Genomic DNA, 21,678 nt, shown 5'->3' on the forward strand with positions numbered 1-21,678 from the left:
CGACCTTACAAGGACTTGCTGCCGGCTACAAGGTTCCGTAGCTGTGCAGGCCCGAGAGGAACATGTTGACGCCCAGGAAGGCAAAGGAAGTCACGACCAGCCCCACCAGCGCCCACCAGGCAGCGACCGTGCCGCGCAGCCCTTTCATCAGCCGCATGTGCAGCCAGGCGGCGTAGTTGAGCCAGACAATCAATGCCCAGGTTTCTTTGGGGTCCCAGCTCCAGTAGCCGCCCCAGGCCTCGGCGGCCCACAAGGCACCTAGCACCGTGGCGATGGTGAAGAAGGCAAAGCCTACAGCGATGGCCTTGTACATCAGGTCGTCCATAACGACGGCATCCGGTGTGTGCGCATTAATCGCCTTGCGCGCCCAAATGACGGCCACAAAGAAGATGACGGTGGGAACGACCATGCGCAGAGCCTTACCCATGGCGGGAGCCATTTCAGCCGATCCGAAAAACATCACGGCCGTCAAAGGCAAGACAACAAGGACGGTCGGCAAGGCAACCAGGCCAATCCACAGAGATTTGCTGGTCGCGGTTTTCAGCAACATGGTCAGCGCAACCATCGCGGAGAGTGCGAAAGTCCCGTAGCCGATAAAGTTGGCCGGCACATGCAATTTCATCCACCAGCTTTTGAGCGCAGGCACTAGCGGCTGGATCTCATGCGCTTCCCGCACAACGGTGTACCAAAGCAGAAAACCGACGGCTGCGCTGACCACCAACATGACAAACGCCCCTAAAGTGCGCGTGTTGTACTGCGCTTCGAAATAGAGATAAAAGGTGGTGGTCAGCCAGCAGAAAAGCACGAACACTTCATACAGGTTGCTGACCGGAATGTGTCCCACATCTGCGCCTATCAGGTAACTTTCGTACCAGCGCACCAGCGTACCGATCAACGCCATGCTGACGGCGGCCCAGGCAATTTTTGAACCTACCGACTCAAGCACGGCGCTATGGCTGCTATGGCCCTGCGCATTGGTCGCGCCGCTTGCGAACATGCCCAGCCAATAAAAAATCGTGCTCATGAAGAACAGCACGCTCATCCACAAAATGGCCGACTGGCTGGAGAGGAAATACTTGAGCCAGAACACCTGTTCGGCGCGCGCCAGATCTCCCTGGTAGGACGCGATGCCCAGCAGCGCGAAGGCGCTGACCACCATCATCAGCACCCGCAACGGCCGCCAGAACCAGCCCATGGCGATAGCCGCCGGAATGGCCGCGAACAGGATGCCTTTTTCATAGACATCCATGAAATCACTGTAGCGGGCGAAGGCATACAGCAAGCCGCCGGTGACCAGCGCAGCAAACACCCAGTCCAATACATTGCGCCGGGCGAAATAGCCCTCGTTCAGGCTCAGCGTGCTGTCGCCGCCGGCCTTCAGCGTGGTGGTGTTCACCGCGGTGTGGTTGATCGTGGAGGTATTCATAAAGGCGCCTGCAACAGTTTCGTTTTCAACATCTCAAACTCCTTGTCACCGTCCATGGTCTTGCGGTTGGTCGACAAGGCCATGGTGGCCTGACTGTGGCCTTCGGCCGATTCTGGCATTGAACCCGCAACATTGCCATCTTCTGCCTGACCGCCCCCTGCGCCGCGCGGTGCCAGCCAGACCCAGACGCGGCGTTCGCGCACATAAAGCATGGCGAACACGCCCAGGATCAGGAAGGCGCAACCCAGGTAGACGATGGTCTTGCCCGGTGCACGCGCCACCTGGAACACACTGGCCTGGACCTGGGTGAAGTCTTTCAGCTCAAACGCCATGGGCGCGGGATAGAAATTGGCGTCCGACAGGCTCAGCACCATTTGCGACATAAAGGCCCGCGTCTTTTCATCCTGGCCCAGCGGCTTGAGCCCGGCCTGCTCGCGGGTCATCTGCGTCAGCTCAAACAACGCGCCGTTGAGGATACGGATCAGCACCTCGCCGGCGCGGTTGCGCTCGGCCTCGGGCACGTTGGCCTCCATGAAATCAGAGATGGCCTGCAGGCCTGCAGCGGTTTTGGGCTTGCCCGTCGAGCCTTGCGCTGCGCCCGCTGCGTCTGCAACGTCACCGGCAAAAAGGGCCAGTGCCCGCGACGTCGACGCAGCAAGCTGCTGCGTCAGCTCCGGCCGCTCCCGGCCAATGGCCTGGCTTGCGTAGCGCCTGACCGCCAGCTCACGCTGCGCCGGATTGGCGAGCGCCGCGCGCAGCCGCAAAAAGGTCTCCATGCCGCCTTCAGCATCCACCGGGATCCGGAGGTACTGGAAAGGCGCGGACGGTGTTTCGCGCACGCCCATCAGGTAGACCGCCGGGCTGTCTTCCGCCGGATCCGTCTTGACCGGCAGCATGTAGTTGTGAAATTCACGGGCCTGCCCGGATGCATCGCGCAGCTTGTAGCTCACGCTGGGGCCTACGTTGCGCAGCTCTTTTTGCGTCACGGTCTTGTTCGCCGCGCCAAGCCGTGTGTCAATCGCCTGGTGCAGGTCGACCTTGCGCACATCGGCCCCGGAACCCATGCTCCCGCCCGACGCGAAATTTTCCACGTTGATGACCCGCAGCGCGGTGTATTCCAGCGTCAGCTTTTCGGCGCCATCGCCCTGCCCGTTGGTCAGGCCGCTGGAGCCGCCGATCGTGCCCTGAATTTCAAACGGCTTGCTGGCCGCGGCCATCGGAATGGCCTTGAGCGTCACGCTGGAGCCGCCGTCGTCGAAGCTCGACTGGTAAATCTCGATCCCGCGGTGGTTGGCCGGGTGATTGACCTCCACCCGCGCCGGGATCTTTTCGCCGGTTTCCTTGTCGTGGATGATGATGTCGCTGGCAAAGAGCTTGGGCATGCCGGTCGAGTAATACTCAACGATGAACTTCTTGAGCTCAATGGAAAACGGCAGTTCCTGCAGCAATACGCCGCCCGGCTGGTTCAGGATGGCGGTGCTGGACTGAGTGCCTTCGGCCACCAGCAGGTTGGCGCGAAACGTCGGGTTTTTGTCGCTGAGCCGGTGCTGGGCAGGCACATCGGCAATCAGGCCGCCGCCGGCATAAATCGACTTGCCGTTCAGCCACATCTGCGCGCGCACGATCATGTCGCCGTCGAGCAGGCCGCCCACGCAGACCAGCACGATGGCGCTGTGCGCTGCGATGTAGCCCAGTTTGTTGGCCGCGCCTTTTTTGGCCGCCACCATCCAGCCGTTGCCGGCGCGCTGCTGCAGTTTCACCTTCCAGCCGCTTTGCACCAGCGTCTGGCCAATGCGGCGCGCAGCCGTTTCGGGTGACTCTGCCAATGCAGCCTCGGCACGGTGGCCAAAGGCCTTGAGGCTTTGCTCCCGGACGTTTTCCTTGAGCTGGTTCAGGTCCGCGAAGATCTTGGGGGCGTTGCGCGCAATGCACAAAGAAGTAGAGACCACCAGAAAAGCCAGGATCAACAGGAACCACCAGGCGCTATACACGGTGTTGAGGCTGAGCAGGCTGAACACCTGCGCCCAAAACGGACCGAACTGGTTCACGTAGTTGCCCAGCGGCTCCGCCTGCTTGAGCACCGTGCCGATGATCGATGCGATGCAGATCACCGTCAGCAGCGAAATGGAAAACCGCATGGACGACAGCAGCTCCACCGCCGCCCGCCAGCTGCGGGAGCCCCAATTGACCTTCATACCCTCGGTGGAAACTGTCATGCTTGAAATGGAACCTGCGGTTGGCTCAGGAAAGCCTGCGAACCAGAAAAAGAAGGGAAAAAGAAAAAAGGCGGGCTTTCATCAGAAAGACCCGCCTTGGTGTGATTGGTTTTGGAGGCTTGGGTTCAATACTGCAGGCAGCCTGCGGGTACTTTCAGCAAAAAAAACGCTCGCCTGCCAGTCCTTTGCTGTACTTTGCTTAACGCAGGCCGGCAATGTAGTCGGCCAGCGCGCGGATTTCACGGTCGTTCAGCTTGGCAGCCACCTGGCTCATGGGCAGGCTGTTGCCTCGGCCGCCGTCACGGAAAGCCGTCAACTGCGTCACTGTGTAGTCAGCATGCTGGCCGCTCAGGCGGGGATATTGGGAAGGAATGCCGGCGCCCGTGGGGCTGTGGCAGCCCGCGCAGGCTGCGATCTGGCGGTCCTGCACGCCGCCGCGGTAGATCCGCTCGCCGAGAGCAACCAGTTCCTTGTCTTTGGCAAAGCCGGTTTTGGCTTTCTTGGACGTCGCCCAGTAGGCGATGTTTTTCATGTCGTCTTCAGACAGTGCCGCCGCAAAGCCTTGCATGATCGGGTTCTTGCGCTTGCCGGCCTTGAACTCCTGCAGCTGCTTGACCAGGTATTCGGGGTGCTGCTGCGCCAGCTTGGGGTTGGCAGGGGTACCGGAATTTCCGTCGGCGCCGTGGCAGCTGGCGCAAACTGCGGTGAAGCTGGCCTCGCCCTTGACCAGATCAGGCTTGGCAACCTTGGCCGGGGCTGCTGCGGGAGCCGAAGCGGCGCCGTGTGCAGGTGCGGCTTCGCCGGCAGCATAAGACGACACGGCAGGCACGGCCAGCAAGGCGGCCAGGAGAGAAGTAACGAACAGCTTCATATCGGGGGTTTTAATTGGTTGGCGCACAAAACTTATAACTTTCTGATTTTACAATGGCTTCAGGGCACCCCCGATTATTCGGGTCTTGCCGCGGCAACGGGCCAGCAGCTCCGCACCGCCTCAGCGCTTCCCGGGTTCCGTCCCCGAAGCCATTGCTCCCTCCAACGCATGCCGGTAGCGTGCAACCGATCTCCAGGGACCGCCCGATCATGACCTCACCCTCTCCGTCCAAACAACCTGTAGCCGCAACCGGCGCGCCCGACCCCAAAATCGCGATGGGCTGGCTGCACACAGCCAAATTCCTGACCACAGCGCCCGAGCTCAAGCACCTGCCCCGTGTCGACGTGCCTGAAATCGCCTTTGTCGGCCGCTCCAACGCCGGCAAATCCACCTGCATCAACACGCTGACGCAGCAACACCGGCTGGCATTTGCCTCCAAGACGCCGGGCCGCACCCAAAGCATCAACCTCTTCAGCCTGGGCAAACAGGGCGTGACGGACGCCGTGCTGGCCGACCTGCCGGGCTACGGCTATGCGGCCGTGCCCAAGGAAGCCAAGTACCGCTGGCAGCAGGTGATGGGCAACTATCTGCAGACGCGCGACAACCTCAAGGCCGTGGTGCTGCTGTGCGACCCGCGCCTGGGCCTGACCGAGCTCGACGAGATCCTGCTGGACGTGATCCGGCCACGGGTGGAAGACGGCCTCAAGTTCCTGGTGCTGCTGACCAAGTCCGACAAACTCAACAAGACCGAAGCAGCCAAGGCGCTGTCCATTGTGCGACTGCAGGCCGGCGGCGGAGACGTCAAACTCTTCTCTTCGCTGAAGCGCCGCGGTGTCGAAGAAGTGGCCCAGCATTTGTGGGACTGGGCCCATCCGGCAGAGAAATCGGTCGAAAAACCGGCAAAGCCTGCCAAAGCGGCGCCTGAAGAGCTGCCCGAGATCAATGACTGAGACAGCTCTCCAGCGCTGAGGTTTCAGATAAATACCGGCTCCAGCCCAACAGGGACGAGCGCAAGCAGCTATAAAAATAGTAGCAACATGATAGCCACCCGCTTGTATGCATTGCCCCACGGCATCACCTTGTCCTGCCGGACTGCAGGTGAAAAAGGCCGCCCTGTCCTGATGTTCCTGCACGGCTTTCCGGAAGCCGCTTTTGTCTGGGACGGCTTGCTGGAGCATTTTGCGCGGCCCGAAAACGGCGGTTTTCGGTGTGTGGCACCCAACCTGCGCGGATTTGAACATTCCAGCGCACCACTGGACGTGGCAGCCTACCGGCCCAAACACCTGGTGCAGGACATCGCAGCGCTGATTGCGCTGGAGGGTGGCCAACTAGCTTGCCTTGTGGCCCACGACTGGGGCGGCGCGGTGGCCTGGAACCTGGCCGCGGGCCACCCCGCGCTGATGAAAAAGCTGGCCATCATCAACTCGCCGCATCCCGGCACCTTTTTGCGCGAACTGCAGCATTCACCGGCACAGCAAGCCGCCAGTGCCTACATGAACTTCCTGATCCGCCCGGATGCTGAAGCATTGCTGGCTGAAGACGATTTTCGGCGGCTCTGGGATTTTTTTACCAAGATGGGCGCAGCCGATGGGCCGCACGCCTGGCTGACCGAAGCCGTCAAGGACCAATACCGCGAAATCTGGCGCCAGGGCCTGACAGGCCCCTGCAATTACTACCGTGCTTCGCCCTTGCGACCGCCGCGGCCCGGGCCGCCGCACAACGACCCGGCCGCCGCGGCAGTGAGCATTCCACGGGACATGCTGGAAGTTCACCTGCCGACGCTGGTGCTCTGGGCCCTGGACGATACAGCCTTGCCGCCCGCGCTACTGGAAGGCCTGGGCGACTACGTGCCGCAGATGGATTTACGCCGCATCGAAGGTGCAACCCACTGGATCGTGCACGAGCAGCCCGCATTGGTGGCGGCCCACTTGGAGGATTTTTTGCGCTAAATTGCTATTGATTTAATAGCTGTTCGCGCTGATTTCGCCTGGCCCGGAAGACTATTCCCCTAAAATTTCGGCCCAACCCGCCCGCCGTCAATACAGGGATGGCTCGCCTTCGGGCCGGGTTTTAAAGCGCTTGTGCACCCAGTAGTACTGGGCGGGCATGGTGTTGATGTAGTCCTGCAGTTGCGCATTCATGCGCGCGGTGTCGGCCACCGGGTCATCGCTGGGGAAGTCCGGCCAGGCAGGCAGCACCTCCACCTCATAGCCCGTCGGAGTGATCCGGGGCAACAGGGGCAGCACCTTGGCGCGGCCCAGGCGTGCAAATCGCGAGAGAGACGGGACCGTTGCGGTGGGTATGCCGTAAAAAGGCACGAACACTGAATCGTCGGGGCCGAAGTCCATGTCGGGCAACAGGTAAAGCGGCTGCCCTTCCCGAAGCGCGGCCACAATGGGCTTGACGCCGTCACCCCGCCCAAAAAGCCGCAGGTTGCCAAAACGCCGCCGGCCCCGCAGTATCCAGCGGTCCACCAGCTTGTTCGACTGGTCGGTGTAAATGGTGGTCGAGGGCCGCGGCATCTGCAGCGCCACACCGGCCCATGCCGCATCCAGGCCGACGAAATGCGGCAGGAATATCACCGTGGGCTCATTGCCCTCCAGTTCCTGCACGGCACCCGTCACCTGAACACGCCGCTGCACCCAGGCCTGGGGCGCATGCCAGAGCCAGGCGCGGTCCAGCCAGGCCTGGGCAAAAAAGACGAATGTCAGCACCGTGAGGCGGCGCCGTTCTGCGGCCGGATAACCGGGGAAACACAGCGCGAAATTGGTGGCCACCACGCGCCGGCGCGAGCCTACCACCGCATACAACATCCAGCCGAGCAGCACGCCCAGGCCACGCGTCCAGGAAAGCGGCAGCAGCGCCAGCACCCGCATAAAGAAAATGCCGCCGCGGGTCACGACTCGGCTGGCCAACTGACGGGGAGTCTTCAAAGGGGAGTTTCCTTGCGTGGTGTTTTGTAGCGTGCGTAGCCCCACAAATACTGGCCCGGCTGGCTCAGCACAATGGCTTCGATCGCCCGGTTGATCTGTGTCACCCCATGCAACAAGTCGGCGCGCGCGCCGGAATCAGAGGCGTCCATCCCCTGCACCGGTGGCCATATCTTGAGGAAATACCCTTTGCCGCGGGCCAGGCGCTCGCAACTGACGGGCAGCAGCACCGCACCGCTCTGCAACGCCAGCCGCGCGGCCAGCGTCATCGTGTAGGCCGGCTTGCCAAAAAAAGGCGCCCACACGCCCAGGCCCTCGGGCGGCACCTGGTCCGTCAACAAGGCTACGGCCTGGTTGGCCTTGAGGGTTTTGTGCATGAGGCGGATGCCGCTTAAGGAGGCGGGCACGACAGTGAGGTTAGCCCGGTCACGCGCCAGGCGTTCCAGACGGGCCAGCCAGGCCTTGCGTGCGGGCCGGTAAATTGCGGTAATGGGCCCATACAGCTCAGCCAATGCTTGCGGGCCCAGCTCAAAGCTGCCGCAATGGGGGCCGAAAAAAATCACACCACGACCTTCGGCAAAAGCCTGCTCCGCGTGCACCTGGCCTTCAACACGGACATTGCCCAGGCAGGATTCAGTGGCGGGCCGCATCCACAGTTTCGGCAGCTCGGCAATAAAACGTCCTGCCTCGGCAATCGCCGGCCGGGCCAGCGAAAAAGGGAGGCCGGCCTGGGCCACATGTGCCCTGAACTGCGCGCGATAGCGCGGACTCAAGCCCCACACCAGCCAGCCCAGCATGCCGCCCAGCGCATGCAGGGCGGCCAGCGGCCAGAGGGAAAAGAAGCGGAACAACCAGGGCATGAATCAGGTGAAAGGGGTATCGAAAGGTTACGCCGGCCAAAAAACAGCCGTCATATAATGCAAGCTGTCGCCGAGTTACTGAACTACTTGCAGGGCGACATTAAACCAAACTGCTAAAGCGTTCGCCGAGGCATTCCAGCCGGCAACGCGCCGACAAACTTCATGGAGTGTACGCAATGGCGAACGATTTTCTCTTTACATCCGAATCCGTCTCTGAAGGCCATCCCGACAAGGTCGCCGACCAGATTTCCGACGCAATCCTCGACGCGATCTTCAAGCAGGACCCGCGCAGCCGCGTTGCCGCCGAAACCCTGACCAACACCGGCCTCGTCGTGCTGGCCGGCGAGATCACCACCAACGCGCATGTCGACTACATCCAGGTCGCCCGCGACACCATCAAGCGCATCGGCTACGACAACACCGAATACGGCATCGATTACAAGGGCTGCGCAGTCATGGTCTGCTACGACAAGCAGTCCAATGACATCGCCCAGGGCGTAGACCATGCCAGTGACGACCACCTGAACATCGGCGCCGGCGATCAGGGCCTTATGTTCGGCTATGCCTGCGACGAAACCCCGGACCTGATGCCTGCGCCGATTTACTACGCTCACCGCCTGGTCGAGCGCCAGGCCCAGCTGCGCAAGGACGGACGCCTGCCTTTCCTGCGCCCTGACGCCAAGAGCCAGGTGACCATGCGCTATGTGGACGGCAAACCGCACAGCATCGACACTGTGGTGCTGTCAACCCAGCACAGCCCTGACCAGAGCGAAACCGCGCACAAAATGAAGGCCTCGTTCACCGAAGCCATCATTGAAGAGATCATCAAGCCGGTACTGCCCAAAGAGTGGCTCAAGGACACCAAGTACCTGATCAATCCGACCGGCCGCTTCGTTATCGGCGGCCCGCAGGGCGACTGCGGCCTGACCGGCCGCAAGATCATCGTCGACACCTACGGCGGCGCCTGCCCGCACGGCGGCGGCGCGTTCAGCGGCAAAGACCCTAGCAAGGTAGACCGCTCAGCCGCCTACGCAGCCCGTTATGTAGCCAAAAATATTGTGGCCGCGGGCCTGGCACGCCAGTGCCAGATCCAGGTGGCTTACGCCATCGGCGTAGCCCGCCCCATGAACGTCACGGTCTACACCGAAGGCACCGGCGTGATTTCCGACGAAAAACTCTCGGCTCTCGTCAATGAACACTTTGACCTGCGCCCCAAGGGCATCATCCAGATGCTGGACCTGCTGCGCCCCATCTACGAAAAGACGGCAGCCTACGGCCACTTCGGCCGCGACGAGCCAGAATTTACGTGGGAGCGTACCGATAAAGCTGCGGCCCTTCGGGCGGCAGCCGGCCTGTAAGGCCGCCGCGCGTAGCGCGGTATCGGTATGCGGGCGAAGTTCATATTCGCATCGCGAATGTGAACGCAGACCAAAAGACGGACAAAGCAGCTACGCTTCGCGCGGCTGCAGGCCTGTAAGGCCCCGAACGAAGCGAGCTTGTGCGGCTTTCAGCGCAGGCTTGCTTCGCGCTGCAAAGTTAAGGACCCAAGAGGTCCCTCCCCCTCGCTAATCCAGAAGATCAACCCCGCGATTCAACCCCGCGTGTAGGGGCTTTTCCCGACATGCGGGGTATTGCCCAACTCTTCGGACGGCGCGTTGTCGGCTTTGGGCTGCGCGATGGTCTTGTTGGTGCCCTCTCTGCCGTATTCGTCGGCAGATATGGCGTCAGGCCGTGCGGCTGACCCGTTCTTGCGGTCACGATCACTCTTTGGATCGGTACGTTTTTTCAGGCCCATCTTGTGTCCTTCGTGTCGCTGAACGTCAGGTAACAAAGCTGCCGGGATCCGTGGCGGGAAATACGGATGCCGACATTGAGGGCATTCCGCCCCGGGAATCACGGGCAGCGTGCGACACACCAAAACCGTTGCCGGTAACGATGAACGGCCAGGCACTGCGGGATTTCCCCGTTTCCATGGCGACTTCGCGCACAGGCCGGGTTGCCCGGATTTCTGGTTCATGCAGGGGAAAGCTGTCTAGAAACATGGCGGCGCCAATGAAGGCTTTGAGTGGCTGGGTTTTGACTGTAGGTTCACGCTTGGCCACGATGCGTCAGCGGGATAGGAAATGCGTGTAGGACAAGCTCGAATCAGGCGCCACTTCCCTGGTTTGAGCTTTAATTCCCGGCATTCCGGCCGCTGCTTTTTACCCACATCAGGCAACGAGGCAGGACATCAGGCTTTCGTAATCCACCGGTTTGACCAGGTGATGGTTAAACCCGGCCAAACTGGCAAGGGCTTTGTCTGTTGTCTGTCCCCAACCAGTAAGTGCAATAAGGACCATGGTTTCAGCGGCAGGCTGCTGGCGGATCAAGCGTGCTGCGTCGTACCCGTTCATGCCGGGCATTCCGATGTCCATGACGATAACGTCCGGCCTGTGGGCCTTGGCTGCGGCAACGGCGGCCACACCGTCATACGCCGTTGTCACCGCAAACCCGTCCATGCCAAGCAAAGCGCCCAAGGTATTGGCCGCATCCACGTTGTCGTCCACCACCAGGATTTTTTTGGCATTTCCGGACCGGGCGGAGCCCGCCATTTGCACAGGCGATGCAGGCTGCCCGCCCTCCAGAACCACCGGCAGCGCCAGGACGAACTCACTGCCATGACCCAGGCCTTCACTGTTGGCGTGCAGAGTGCCGCCGTGCATCTCGGCAAACTGCCTGGCCAGGCTCAGACCGATCCCCAGGCCGGTCGGCGCTTCGCCAGGCACGGGCGTCTGGGCAAACAGGTCAAAGATCTTTGCCAGAGAAGACGCCTCAAGCCCGATCCCGTTGTCGGCGACCCGGAAAGTCACCACAGGCCCCTCGACTTCCGCGCGCAGCACGATATGCCCGCCTGGATGCGTGAACTTGGCGGCGTTGACCAGAAGGTTGGCGACGCTTTGCACCAGGCGTGCGTGATCGGCATCCAGCAGATACGGTGCGTCCGGCTCCTGCACGTCCAGCCGGTGCTGCTTGCTTTCCATGGCGGTAGCGGAAATCTCCACCGCATGGTTGATCACTGATTGCAGTGTGATCTGCCCCCTTTTCAGGGTGACCTTGCCGCTGGTGATGCGGGCCACGTCCAACAGGTCATCCACCAATCGCGTCAGGTGAGCAACCTGGCGGTCCACGACATTGCGCAGCTGCGTGATCTGGCCCGAATCCGGGTAAAGATGCTTGAGGATGCCCATGGACGTGCGGATCGGCGCCAGCGGATTGCGCAGTTCATGCGCGAGCGTAGCCAGGAACTCGTCCTTGCGCTTGTCGGCATCGCGCACCTGGTATTGCCTTTCGCGTGCCCGCACGGCCGAGCGGGTGGCGGTAATCAGGGCAATGGTGCGCACGGGTCGTTCCACCAGCGTCACATTACCCAGATGCTCGACCGCCCGCTGCACATCCAGCGAATCGGCGCCGCTACGCGTCAAAAGCAGGATGGGGATGTCCGACCAGGTGGGCTGTGAGGCCACGTATTCGGCCAGCGGCCGCATGGCCACACCGCTGACAACTTCTTCCACCAGCAACAAGGCACCGGCGCCCAGCGGCAATTGCGTCATCAACTCGTCGGTATTCGCGCACACAATGCTGTGGATGCCCACTGACCGGAGCACTTTGGCAGTCAGCGCCGCGTCCCGCCCTGTAGGCGCACAAATGACGATTCGCCGCTCCACCTATCTCGCTCCGCGGGCGCCACCCACTTCAGGATCGTTACCGACATAAACCGGCACCCCCGTCAGGATGCCGCGGAAGCCGCGCAGAGGCGCACCTACGTGGATACCCTTGCGGGACATGGAGAATTCGCGGATGGTGCGCTCGTGGAGGCTGCCTCGCTTTTTGAACACCGATACGGCCTGCTTGACCTCGCCGTCATGCTCGAAATAGCGCAGCATGAGCACGTTGTCGGCCAGATAGCTGGCGTCCACCGCGGTGGACATCTGGCCGCCCAGCATGCCCTGCTGCACGCCGACCAGGATGGTCACCACACCACGCTGGCCCAGGTACGTCAGCAGTTCGTGCAAATGCGTGGTCAGGAAGCGTTCATCCGGCATGGCGTTGAGGTAGCCGTTGATGCTGTCGATGACGACAACTTTGCAGCCGCGGTCGGCAGYCTGGCACACCACCGACGCGAACTCCCCGGGGGACAGTTCGGCCGGGTCGATCTGCTGAATGCTCAGCACACCCGCTTCATAGGGCTCGCGGATTTCCATCCCCAAGCCATCCGCGCGATTGAGTAAATTGTTGGCTGCTTCTTCAAACAGGAACATGGCGCTGGTCTGCCCGCGCTGCGCCGCGGCAGTGACAAACTGGGCCGCCAGCGACGACTTGCCGGTACCGGGAGGCCCGGCGATGAGGGTGCTCGTGCCCTCTTCCAGGCCGCCGCCAAGGAGGGTGTCGAGCTCGGTGAGGCCGCTTTTGAGCTGCTCGCGTCTGCCCATCACGCGCGACTCGGCCGCCACCAGGCGCGGGTACACGCACAGGCCGCCGTACTGGATGTCGTAGTCATGCATTCCGCCGCGAAAGGCGATGCCGCGGTACTTCACCACGCGCACGCGGCGCCGTTCGGCCCCGTAGTCCTTCACGGACTGGTCCAGCGTGATCACGCCATGGGCAATGGAGCGCACCTGAAGGTCAATGCCGGCGGCGGTGCGATCGTCGAGCAGCATCACGGTGCAGGAACGGCTGGCAAAAAACTGCTTCAGTGCCAGCACCTGGCGGCGATAGCGCAGCGGCGTATCGGCCAGCAATTGCAATTCGGAGAGGGAATCAATCACCACCCGGGTCGGTTTTCGTTCCTCGATCACAGACAGGATCATTTGGGTGGTGGTGCCCATCTCGACCTCGGAGGGGTGGAACATGGTGTATTCGGCCTCCGGCGTCAGCAGGTTTTCGGAAGGAAGGACCTCATGAATGTGGATGCCCTCCATGTCCCAGCCATGGGATTCGGCAACACCACCCAGTTCTGCGGCCGTTTCGGCCAGCGTGATGTAGACAACCGACTCACCGCGCCGGGCGCCTTCGACCAGAAACTGCAGCCCGGTGGTGGTCTTGCCGGTGCCAGGTTCACCTTCGATCAGGTAAATGCGGTCTTTGATGAGGCCGCCGCCCAGAATATTGTCCAGGCCGGCTATACCGGTGGAAAGAAAATGGAGCTCGGTTGGGTTCTTTGAAGTCATGGTTGCAGGAAAAGCGGTTTGTGAGCCGACTTGGCAATGAAAGAACAATCCGCAACACTCGTTAAAGAACACAGCGGCTTGTAACACCTGGATAAATGGTAGTCAGCCAGCTTAAAAATGCCCGGTTTACCGCATCTGCGTTATGCGTAGGACAAGACGCCGTCCCACAATAGGCCACAGTGGCAATACGCCCTTTCCGGTCGACGCCAAAAGATGGACCCTGGGCATTGGCAGTGTTGCCCGCCACGCTGACCTGGAAGCCGCCGCTTCCGGCCTTGATGCCGCTTTGTTCGGCAACGCTCTGGAAGTTGGAGTTGATATTGCTGCTGGAAGCGCTGATGCTGCCGCTGATCTTGCCGACGCCCACACTCAGTGAGCCGCCCAGGCTTTGCTGGCTGCTGGTGTAGGTGCTGCTGTCCTGCAATGAGGCGATGTTGAGGTTGCCGCCAATGTCGGCCTTGACCTGCTCGGCCCGGATCACGGCACCCTGCAGGGTGGCGTCTCCGCCCGTGGTCAGGCTGACTTTTTCACCAGCCTTGACTTGGGTGTTGGTGTAGCTGGTGATGCCATTGAATTTATAGCAGCTGGCGCACGCCCCATCTAGGCTAGAGGCCTATTTGATTGTTGAGTTGCGCCGCTAGTTGACCCAGTCTTTCCATCAAATCTTGATCCATGCGCTTTGAGGAACAAAGGGTCATCAAAAGGTGAACTCCTTTCCGAGTTCCACCTCTTTTTGAACGGCGAAGCCAGACCCAAGCGGGTCAAGGCCGACTGAAAATTACCTGTCTAAGTGGTTCAAGTTGTGATGGAAATCAACAGCCGACGGGGTTGTCCTGATCAGTGCTGCGGCGCTCTTTGGTGCTGGAGCTGCTGAAGAGGTCGCTCTCGGCGGTGGTCATGCCAAAGCCGAAGCTGTTGGTCTGCCGGCCTGCGCTGAGGTTGACGTTGTTGCCGGCGTTCAGGCTCAGGCTGCCTGCAAGGAGTTGTGCGGTTCTATGGTTTTACACTTCCTTTCTCAAGGATCTCCTCCAATATGTCACCGCCGTATGAGTTAAAAACACTTAGCAGAGACACTGGCTTATCTTCAGGAGAAAACCTCCAAGATCTCAAAATTCCGTCACTACCGAAGTAGCAAATTTGCTGAACTTCTGATAGGACGCAGCTAACAAAAGCGAAATCTAAATTCGCGTCCAACTTTTCTCTATTTTGACTGTTGACGATTGCAGGCAAGTCGCCAATCCAGATGGCGTAGTGCGCCCATAAAGAATTTGTTGTGGCCTTTTCCGCAACCAATTTTTCGCCAGCAATGCTTAGAAGTTGCCAAAATTTCATAAATTTACCGAGTGTTGCGTTCCGCAGCTACTTGACCCAGTCTTTCCATCAAATTTTGCTCCATGCGCTTGGGAAACAACTGGTCACCAAAGGGTGAATTTACTTCCGAGTTCCGCCTCTTTTTGCACTGCAAAGCCAGACCCGAGCGGGTCAAGGTCGACTGAAAATTACTCGTCTAAGTGGTTTAAGTTGTGATGGAAATCAACACTCTTGCGTTTGTTAGACCGAGTTGCGCTGAAACGGAGATGACCTTTTGCACCTCAGCCGTTTCAATGGCTTTCAAAATCATCTCAGATCCAACACAACGTCCTTTACGACTGGTAGTCCTCATACTCCCACGCAAAGTATCTGGAAAGAATTGGTACTGACTGCTCCCAAGTAGGGCGTTCAGCGTTCTCAATAATCTCGCTAACTGTCTTCTTGATCAATTCAAAATCGAAACTTTCAACGAGGATCATGTGCCGCAAAACATATGCACTCTTGATCGATAGCTGATGCGCAAGCCACGAATTTGTGCATATCCCAACTTGGAACAGATGACTGCCTTCAATCCCCTCTGGTCCGATCGCTAAGGTCAGCCACATGCAAAAGTTGTCTGGTGTTTGCGGGGTGTAGGTGTTGAGATCCTCTGCACCGAAATCAATCCCTTTGAGAGTGGGTTTGTTCATTTGATCACCATGTGTCCGTTGGAAATTACAGCCCCTGTATTCGGGTCCCTCATCTGGAAGTTGGCCTGGACACCGGTCGGATTGAACTCGGCAGGTGCATTGGGCTTTGCAGTCGGAGGCCTAAAGACTCGCGTACCGTCAGCGCTGATCAATCCGCCGGGTACACCGTTCAATGGTCGCGCTCCATCACCTACCCATATCTGCCCCAAGCTATTCGCTTCGGTCGCCGTACCGCTTCCGACGGAGAAATTCGGATTTGGCACTCCACTGCCGCTCGCCGCTTTCGCAAGTCTCGCATCCTGCGCCGCAATGTTGGCAAGATTTTCGGCGGCCAGCTGCCCTTTCAGTCCTGGCACGGTCACCACATTCGCCGTCCCGCCAGAAGTCACCGGGGTTGCAATTTCTCCTGCTACTGCCGTTCCCCCACTTGCCCCATTTGTAGCATACGTATTTCTGGCCGCCGCATAGGCCGCCGCCTGTGCATTAACGGTCCGATTCAGCAATATACCTTCCACCGCAGCCGGCGAAAGTCCCAGTGCTGCATAAGTCAGCGCAGCAGCTTGCGGGCTCAGGCCCATGCCTTGCAGAACTTGCTCTCCCATCGTAAGCGTAGGCTGCCCTGTTGCGGCGGTATTGCTACCTGTTACGACCTGATCCCACCCAAAGGTCGCACCCGCACCACCCAGGAAGCAGCCAAACCCGGTCGTACAAGCACCTGTGCCCGCGACTATCATCCCGGCCCCGCCCAGCGCCTGCAGCAGTCCCATGGTACGAATGCCGCCGTTGCTGCTGGTAAACGCATCCACCGCGCTGTCCGAGGCGTTGTAGTCGTTGAACAGCTTCAGCGGTGACGTCTGATTACTTGGGTTGGTGCCGACTCTATAGGTTTGTTGGGCCAAGGTGCTGCGCTCTGCAGCATATTCGTCGGTGGCGCCAGCCGCTTGCATATCCGACAGCAAGCGGTAATTGGCATCGGTGGGCGGCACGCCATCTGCGCACCGGCGAATCGCACAGGCGGCTATCGTCAGGCGTGCCACAGCCGCATTGCTGCCATTGGCCAGCTGCTGGATGCGGCTGATCTGGTTGGGGTTGAGCTGCCTGTTGTTGGTGTCTTCGTTAAACGCAGCAGCTGCCCCTGTCAAACCACCGGCCGCTGCGCCAATACTGGCGGCAATGCCCGCGCCCACAAGGTTTTTAAGGACCGGGGGCAGGTCCTCTGTGAGCTTGTTAATCTCGTCTGCTGCAAGTGCCGCGGCGCCGGCGCCTGCAGCGCCGCCTACGCCGCCACCCAATCCGCCGATCAGGATATGGCCGGCAACCCGGCAGGCGCCCCCTTCAGCCCAACAGGCGGCGGATTTGGCATCCGGTGCGCCAGCTTGTTGCTGATTCGCGTAGTCGCCCCAAGCCGTGCTGGCAGACCGCCCAAACGCCGCAGTAATAGCGATCTGCGCATCAATATTCGCCCTGACCTTGTCCCTATCAAAGATCGGCTTGAGGCTGGTTTCAGCGTCACCGGTTCGGGCGCCCGTGTTGCCTGCAATGCCGCTGATCCCTGCCGTGGTGGTGCTGCTGGCGTCGCCGCTGGTCTGCCCATAACCGGCGCCTCCGCCCGGGCGGGTTACGGTGTGGCTGGCCCGTTCGATTTGTGCATCGGTCATGCCGCGGTCACGCATGTCAGCTATCGCCCCTGGGCTGCTTTGGTCGCCGAGGGTTCCGCTCAGCCCCGCTCCCAGTTGGTAGCCGCTGCCTTCATAACTGGCAACGTTCTGGATGTCGGTGAGCGTCAACACACCGCCGGCCTGGAAACTGTTCTTGCCGTCGTCCACAGCCTTTTGGGTGCTGGTGATCTGCCCGCCAGCCAGGGTCGTGTTACCGCCCACGGCAACGTTAAAGCCGCCATCGCCCGCGCGAATCGCGCTTTGCTCGCCAACGCTTTGGTAGTTGCTGTCGATGTTGCTTTTGCCTCCGCTTACGCTACCGCTGCTGGAGCCATAGCAGAAGGGCGGTATGCACAGGCTCACCCCAGCACCGGCGCTGCTTTGCGTTTCTTTGTAGACGGACTGGTCTTGCAGGCTCTGGATGATGAGGTCGCCGCCGGTTTGCACGGTGACCTGTTTGGCAGCTGCGACCGCGCCTATGAGGTTGGTGTCGCCGCCCGAGGCGATCACCAGCGTGTTGCCGGCCTGCACCTGGGTGTTGGTGTAGCGGATCTCGTCGCCGTTGCCTTCGCCCTTGCCGCTGGAGACGCTGGCGTTCAGGCTGAAGCCGCTTTTGGCGCCCACGCTGAAGCCGATGCCCAGGCTGGCGCCCGAGTTGCTGTTGCTGTTGCGCTCGCTGGCGGTGTTGATGGCGGTGAGCAGGTTGACCTGGTTGTCTGCCATGAGGCTGGCGCTACCGCCGGCGTTGATGCGGCTGCCTTGCACCGTGAGGTTGCTGTCCAAGCCTGCACCAGTGGCCGCGATGGTGATGTCGCCGCCAGCGGCAACATTGGAGCCCACGGCCGTGTTGCTGGTGTTCTCTGTGTTGCTCTGGCTCTTGCTGGAGCCGATGCTCAGGTTTACGCCGATGCTGGCTGCTGCGGCCGGGTCCTTCACCAGGGCTGCGACCTGGTTGTAGGTGTTGTACGCCGTGAGTGCCGTGCTGGCTGCGGCCAGTGCCTGTATGCGCGAGTCCTTGACCTTGCTGGCGTTGCTGATGGCCTGGGCGCTTTGCTGCACGCTTTCGATGGCCGACAGCACGGGGTTGCTGAAGGTGACGCCAAAGCCGCTTTGGGAGGTTTTATCTTCCGTGGTGCTGCGGCTGGTTTCGCGGGCTTCCACGATGTCCACCTTGGCGGCGCTGATGGTGATATTGCCTTGCGGTGAGATCACGTCGCTGCCGACCTGGCGGTAGTTGTTGTTGGCGACGGCGACCACGTTGCCTTGCAGTGCGCCCACGGTGCTGGCCGCTGCGGTTGTGTTGCGGCCCTGCCTGTCGTTGGACTGCTCGCTGGCGTTGTAAGACAGGCCTTCCTGGAAGAAACCCGACTCCTTCTTCTCAAAGAAAGACGTGCTTCTGCTGGTGTTGGTGGCCGCTTCGATGGCGATGTTGCGGCCGGCGGCCAGGGTGGTGCCGGTGTCGCCAATCACGCTGGAGCCCTGGACCTTGATGTCTTGGCCGGAGGCGAGGGTGAATTCCTATCCGAGTCCCGCATTTTCTTGACCCTCAAAGTTGATACAAGCTGATCAAGGGCGGCTGGAAAATTACCTGTCTAAATGGTTTAAGTCGCTATGGGAATCAATCATCAAACGCGTAGCTTGGCTTGCAACGCGGCCTCAAGCTCAGCAAGGGTGAACTCTTTTCCGGCCTCAAGGTAACCAGCATTGTCATCAACAGAATCGCCAAATTCTTTGCACAGCGAATAAGTCACCAGAGCAGCAAATAAATCATCTCCTCGGGTACTCACCGATCCCATGTATTTCTTGGCGTCGGGAATTCTTTCATCAATAGGCTGCTCAGAAATTGAAACCCAGCACCATTCATTTTCAGCCGCGCCCTTTACATAAGGATCTCGGTGAATTGGCCCAACCAGTTCCATCGTCAAGGTTGGCGTCTTTTGTTTGAAACGGGAGAAGCCATTTTTTATGGCGCTCGTTAATTCGTCCTGTGTTGGATTGGCATCCATCTGGACAAAAGAACTTTTCATGGCGTGCCCTTAGTCGTCAGCGTAGAACGAGTCAATGTTATCCATCCATTTATGGTTTTAATATTGATGTTGCCCACGGTACCTTCGTTCAGGATGTTGGAGACAGGTGACCCCGGTTTGACCCAGCTTGTGACGTCTTGAACTGATATGCCAGTCTTGGTGGCATCTACGTACATATCGCCAATTTGCTTTGCGTTAACCATTTGCTTAGTTCCATCAACGATATTTCGCTGCACTGCTGTCATGCCATTTCCTGTTACTTCCTTTAGGCTAACAGGGACACCATTTAACCAGCCATCAATTCCCGGGGTATTGTGGCTCAGCTGTCCCACAAATCTTCCGCCCTTGTATGCAACGATATCGGCTGCCTGAGAAATTTCTTCCGCACTCATTGCATTTGGAATCACTTCACCCGGTTTTGGGGCCGGCAGTGCTAGTGGTTTTGTTGTTGCGACAACTTCACCAACAATGCTCCCCCCCGGACTTGCGCTTATTCCTTCGGCCTTGGCTAGTGCCTTTGGAATATATTTTCCTCCCAGATACGCGAGCCCGAACTTGGCGGCATCAATTCCAAGGAGCATGAGCGGATCACGCTCGCCAGGATATGTTTCCAGGTTGAAAGAGTCCAGAACACGCTGACCTTCGTTTGAGCGGTAGGCACCAAAGGCTGCCGCATTCCCTTGCTGCATCTGGAGGTTGGACGCCCCAGCGATGCCAATCCCGATGGGGACGGCTACACAGCCAAGTCCCAAAGTTTCAATGCATGATGCTGCACCACCCGCTGCAATCACACCGCCGCCAACTGTGCCGATGGCGCCAGCGCCGAGGTTAACCGCGCCTCCCACGCGTGTAACCACTTCGCCATTTCGTGTCAGCCCATCTCTTATTCCGTCAAGATTGGTGTAAATAAACTCCCCTGTTTTTTGGAGAATCGCTTTTTCCGCCGCGTATGTTTCACCCACTCGCTGCATGTCGTTGAGCTTGATCCAGTTTGGGTCACTATCAGGAATGCCGTCGGCACACCGGGTAAGTGCGCACGCTGCGGCGTCCAGTCGGCGTTTCTCCTCTGTGGTTTTTCCTCTTTTTGCTGCATCTAGCTTTTGGGTCTCGGTATAGTGCAACTGCCGATTGTTGGCATCCACAGTCCAGGCAGTGGCCGCCCCTTGAGTTCCGCCCACAGCAGCGCCAATGCCTGCGGCCGTCAGCCCGGCAACGACTTGAGCAATGCTCTTGGAGACGCCGTCACCCAAGCCTGCCGTTTGCAGGCCTAACTGCAGGTTGTCCTGGAACGCGTTCATCAGGTTGGCTGAACTGGCGCTGGTAGCCGCGCCCAAGGCGCCGTCCATGCCGCCGCCCAACGCGCCTACTGCCGTGTGAAGGGCGATCCGGTAGATGCCGCCTTCTCCCCACTTCTCGGCTTCCTGAATCAGGGCCGTCTTTTCTGACGGCGTCATGGTTTCCTTGATCTGATCTCGCAGGCTCTTGGCCTGGCTGTCGGCAAAGCTGGCAGCCGCTTTGGGCGCTTCGCGTGTAAACGCCTGCGTAATTTGCACCTGCGCATTGATCTCGGCCTGTACCCGGGCTGCGTCAAAGATGGGTTTAAGGCCGGTCTCGGCATCCGTGCTCCTGACGGCGGTATTGCCGGCAATACCGCTGATACCTGCGCTGCTGGTACTGCTGGCATCGCCCTTGTCTGAGCCGATGCCTATGCCCAGGCCGTTGATGCCGGCAGTCTTGGCRGTGGCGCCGCCGCCAAAGCTGATGCCGATTGACTCGCCCTTRTAGCTGGCGGTGTTCTGGATGTCGCTGATGCTTAGGGTGCCGCCGGTCTTGAAGCTGTTCTTCTGGGCATTGACGGCCTGGGTGTCGCTGGCAATGACGCTGCCCAGCARGGCAGTGTTACCCGCCACGCTGACCTGGAAGCCTCCGCTGCCGGCCTTGATGCCGCTTTGTTCGGCAACGCTCTGGAAGTTGGAGTTGATGTTGCTGCTGGAAGCGCTGAGGCTGCCGCTGATCTTGCCGACGCCCACGCTCAGTGAGCCGCCCAGGCTTTGCTGGCTGCTGGTGTAGGTGCTGCTGTCCTGCAATGAGGCGATGTTGAGGTTGCCGCCGATGTCGGCCTTGACCTGCTCGGCCCGGATCACGGCGCCCTGCAGGGTGGCGTCGCCGCCTGTGGTCAGGCTGACTTTTTCACCGGCCTTGATCTGGCTGTTGGTGTAGCTGGTGTCGTCGCCGTTGGTGCGGCCCTTGCCTTTGCTGGCGCTGACATTGACGAGGAAGCCGTCGGTGCCAAAGCTCACGCCGACGCTGCCCGAGCTGCTGCTGTTGGTGCTGCGTTCGCTGGCGAGGTTTTGCGCGGCCAGAAGCCGGGCTTCGTTTTCGGCGATGAGTTGCACGGCCTTGCCGGCTTCGACGGTGCTGCCCTGTATGGTCAGGTTGCTGGCTTGTCCGCCGCCGGTGGCGGCAATGGTGATGTTGTTGCC

General features: G+C 60.1%; 18 protein-coding genes and 1 pseudogene. 3 read left to right on the top strand and 16 right to left on the bottom strand.

Features of this window, described 5'->3' with window-relative positions; all coding sequences use genetic code 11:
* Nucleotides 1–25 precede the first annotated feature (25 nt).
* The 3 genes from ccsB to AC1D13_RS18120 form a co-directional block, all read right to left on the bottom strand.
* Nucleotides 26–1,426 carry a c-type cytochrome biogenesis protein CcsB gene (gene ccsB, locus AC1D13_RS18110; protein WP_457279742.1) on the bottom strand — a complete coding sequence of 467 codons (1,401 nt, stop codon included), beginning with the start codon at nucleotides 1,424–1,426 and terminating at the stop codon, nucleotides 26–28.
* Nucleotides 1,423–3,642 carry a cytochrome c biogenesis protein ResB gene (locus tag AC1D13_RS18115; protein ID WP_457279743.1) on the bottom strand — a complete coding sequence of 740 codons (2,220 nt, stop codon included), beginning with the start codon at nucleotides 3,640–3,642 and terminating at the stop codon, nucleotides 1,423–1,425. The genes ccsB and AC1D13_RS18115 overlap by 4 nt, the downstream gene beginning before the upstream one ends.
* Nucleotides 3,643–3,841: 199 nt before the next feature.
* Nucleotides 3,842–4,513 (bottom strand): c-type cytochrome, encoded by a 672-nt coding sequence (locus AC1D13_RS18120; RefSeq protein ID WP_457279744.1) that lies wholly within the window; start codon nucleotides 4,511–4,513, stop codon nucleotides 3,842–3,844.
* A gap of 209 nt (nucleotides 4,514–4,722) precedes the next feature.
* On the opposite strand from AC1D13_RS18120, the gene yihA reads away from it, so the two are divergent.
* Nucleotides 4,723–5,463 (top strand): ribosome biogenesis GTP-binding protein YihA/YsxC, encoded by a 741-nt coding sequence (gene yihA, locus AC1D13_RS18125; protein ID WP_457279745.1) that lies wholly within the window; start codon nucleotides 4,723–4,725, stop codon nucleotides 5,461–5,463.
* An 87-nt stretch (nucleotides 5,464–5,550) separates the two neighbouring features.
* Nucleotides 5,551–6,462: an alpha/beta fold hydrolase gene (locus AC1D13_RS18130; RefSeq protein WP_477690042.1), complete on the top strand. Its 912-nt coding sequence runs from the start codon at nucleotides 5,551–5,553 to the stop codon at nucleotides 6,460–6,462.
* An 87-nt stretch (nucleotides 6,463–6,549) separates the two neighbouring features.
* On the opposite strand, the gene AC1D13_RS18135 is transcribed toward AC1D13_RS18130, so the two are convergent.
* Entirely contained in the window at nucleotides 6,550–7,446 is an 897-nt protein-coding gene (locus AC1D13_RS18135; protein ID WP_457279747.1) for a lysophospholipid acyltransferase family protein, read from the bottom strand.
* The gene (locus tag AC1D13_RS18140) at nucleotides 7,443–8,303 is read right to left on the bottom strand and encodes a lysophospholipid acyltransferase family protein (protein WP_457279748.1); all 861 of its coding nucleotides are present in this window, start codon (nucleotides 8,301–8,303) and stop codon (nucleotides 7,443–7,445) included. Before AC1D13_RS18140 ends, AC1D13_RS18135 begins: the two co-directional genes overlap by 4 nt.
* Nucleotides 8,304–8,479: 176 nt before the next feature.
* Here AC1D13_RS18140 and metK point away from each other — a divergent pair, with 176 nt between their 5' ends.
* The gene (gene metK, locus AC1D13_RS18145) at nucleotides 8,480–9,661 is read left to right on the top strand and encodes a methionine adenosyltransferase (protein WP_457279749.1); all 1,182 of its coding nucleotides are present in this window, start codon (nucleotides 8,480–8,482) and stop codon (nucleotides 9,659–9,661) included.
* Between the two features lie 233 nt (nucleotides 9,662–9,894).
* On the opposite strand, the gene AC1D13_RS18150 is transcribed toward metK, so the two are convergent.
* The 11 genes and pseudogenes from AC1D13_RS18150 to AC1D13_RS18200 form a co-directional block, all read right to left on the bottom strand.
* Nucleotides 9,895–10,098 carry a hypothetical protein gene (locus tag AC1D13_RS18150; RefSeq protein WP_457279750.1) on the bottom strand — a complete coding sequence of 68 codons (204 nt, stop codon included), beginning with the start codon at nucleotides 10,096–10,098 and terminating at the stop codon, nucleotides 9,895–9,897.
* 25 nt (nucleotides 10,099–10,123) lie between these two features.
* Nucleotides 10,124–10,405, bottom strand: coding sequence for a hypothetical protein (locus AC1D13_RS18155; RefSeq protein WP_457279751.1), 282 nt, complete (start codon nucleotides 10,403–10,405; stop codon nucleotides 10,124–10,126).
* Between the two features lie 108 nt (nucleotides 10,406–10,513).
* Complete coding sequence (locus AC1D13_RS18160) at nucleotides 10,514–11,935, bottom strand: hybrid sensor histidine kinase/response regulator (protein ID WP_457279752.1); 1,422 nt, start codon at nucleotides 11,933–11,935, stop codon at nucleotides 10,514–10,516.
* A 72-nt stretch (nucleotides 11,936–12,007) separates the two neighbouring features.
* Nucleotides 12,008–13,510 (bottom strand): ATPase domain-containing protein, encoded by a 1,503-nt coding sequence (locus tag AC1D13_RS18165; RefSeq protein ID WP_477690043.1) that lies wholly within the window; start codon nucleotides 13,508–13,510, stop codon nucleotides 12,008–12,010.
* 61 nt (nucleotides 13,511–13,571) lie between these two features.
* Complete coding sequence (locus tag AC1D13_RS18170; RefSeq protein ID WP_477690046.1) at nucleotides 13,572–14,075, bottom strand: hemagglutinin repeat-containing protein; 504 nt, start codon at nucleotides 14,073–14,075, stop codon at nucleotides 13,572–13,574.
* Nucleotides 14,076–14,503: 428 nt separating this feature from the next.
* Nucleotides 14,504–14,842 (bottom strand): hypothetical protein, encoded by a 339-nt coding sequence (locus AC1D13_RS18175; protein ID WP_457279754.1) that lies wholly within the window; start codon nucleotides 14,840–14,842, stop codon nucleotides 14,504–14,506.
* 311 nt (nucleotides 14,843–15,153) lie between these two features.
* On the bottom strand, nucleotides 15,154–15,510 hold the full coding sequence (locus AC1D13_RS18180; RefSeq protein ID WP_457279755.1) for an immunity 8 family protein: 357 nt from the start codon (nucleotides 15,508–15,510) through the stop codon (nucleotides 15,154–15,156).
* On the bottom strand, nucleotides 15,507–18,446 hold the full coding sequence (locus tag AC1D13_RS18185) for a hemagglutinin repeat-containing protein (RefSeq protein WP_477690047.1): 2,940 nt from the start codon (nucleotides 18,444–18,446) through the stop codon (nucleotides 15,507–15,509). Before AC1D13_RS18185 ends, AC1D13_RS18180 begins: the two co-directional genes overlap by 4 nt.
* 69 nt (nucleotides 18,447–18,515) lie before the next feature.
* Nucleotides 18,516–18,668 (bottom strand): annotated as a pseudogene (locus tag AC1D13_RS18190) (hemagglutinin repeat-containing protein); the annotation flags it as partial.
* A 125-nt stretch (nucleotides 18,669–18,793) separates the two neighbouring features.
* The gene (locus AC1D13_RS18195) at nucleotides 18,794–19,195 is read right to left on the bottom strand and encodes a hypothetical protein (RefSeq protein ID WP_457279757.1); all 402 of its coding nucleotides are present in this window, start codon (nucleotides 19,193–19,195) and stop codon (nucleotides 18,794–18,796) included.
* The coding region (locus tag AC1D13_RS18200; RefSeq protein WP_477690044.1) for a hemagglutinin repeat-containing protein at nucleotides 19,192–21,678 on the bottom strand (2,487 nt) is incomplete at its 5' end. The genes AC1D13_RS18195 and AC1D13_RS18200, both read right to left, overlap by 4 nt.

This window comes from Polaromonas sp. P1_E12 (assembly GCF_056405975.1).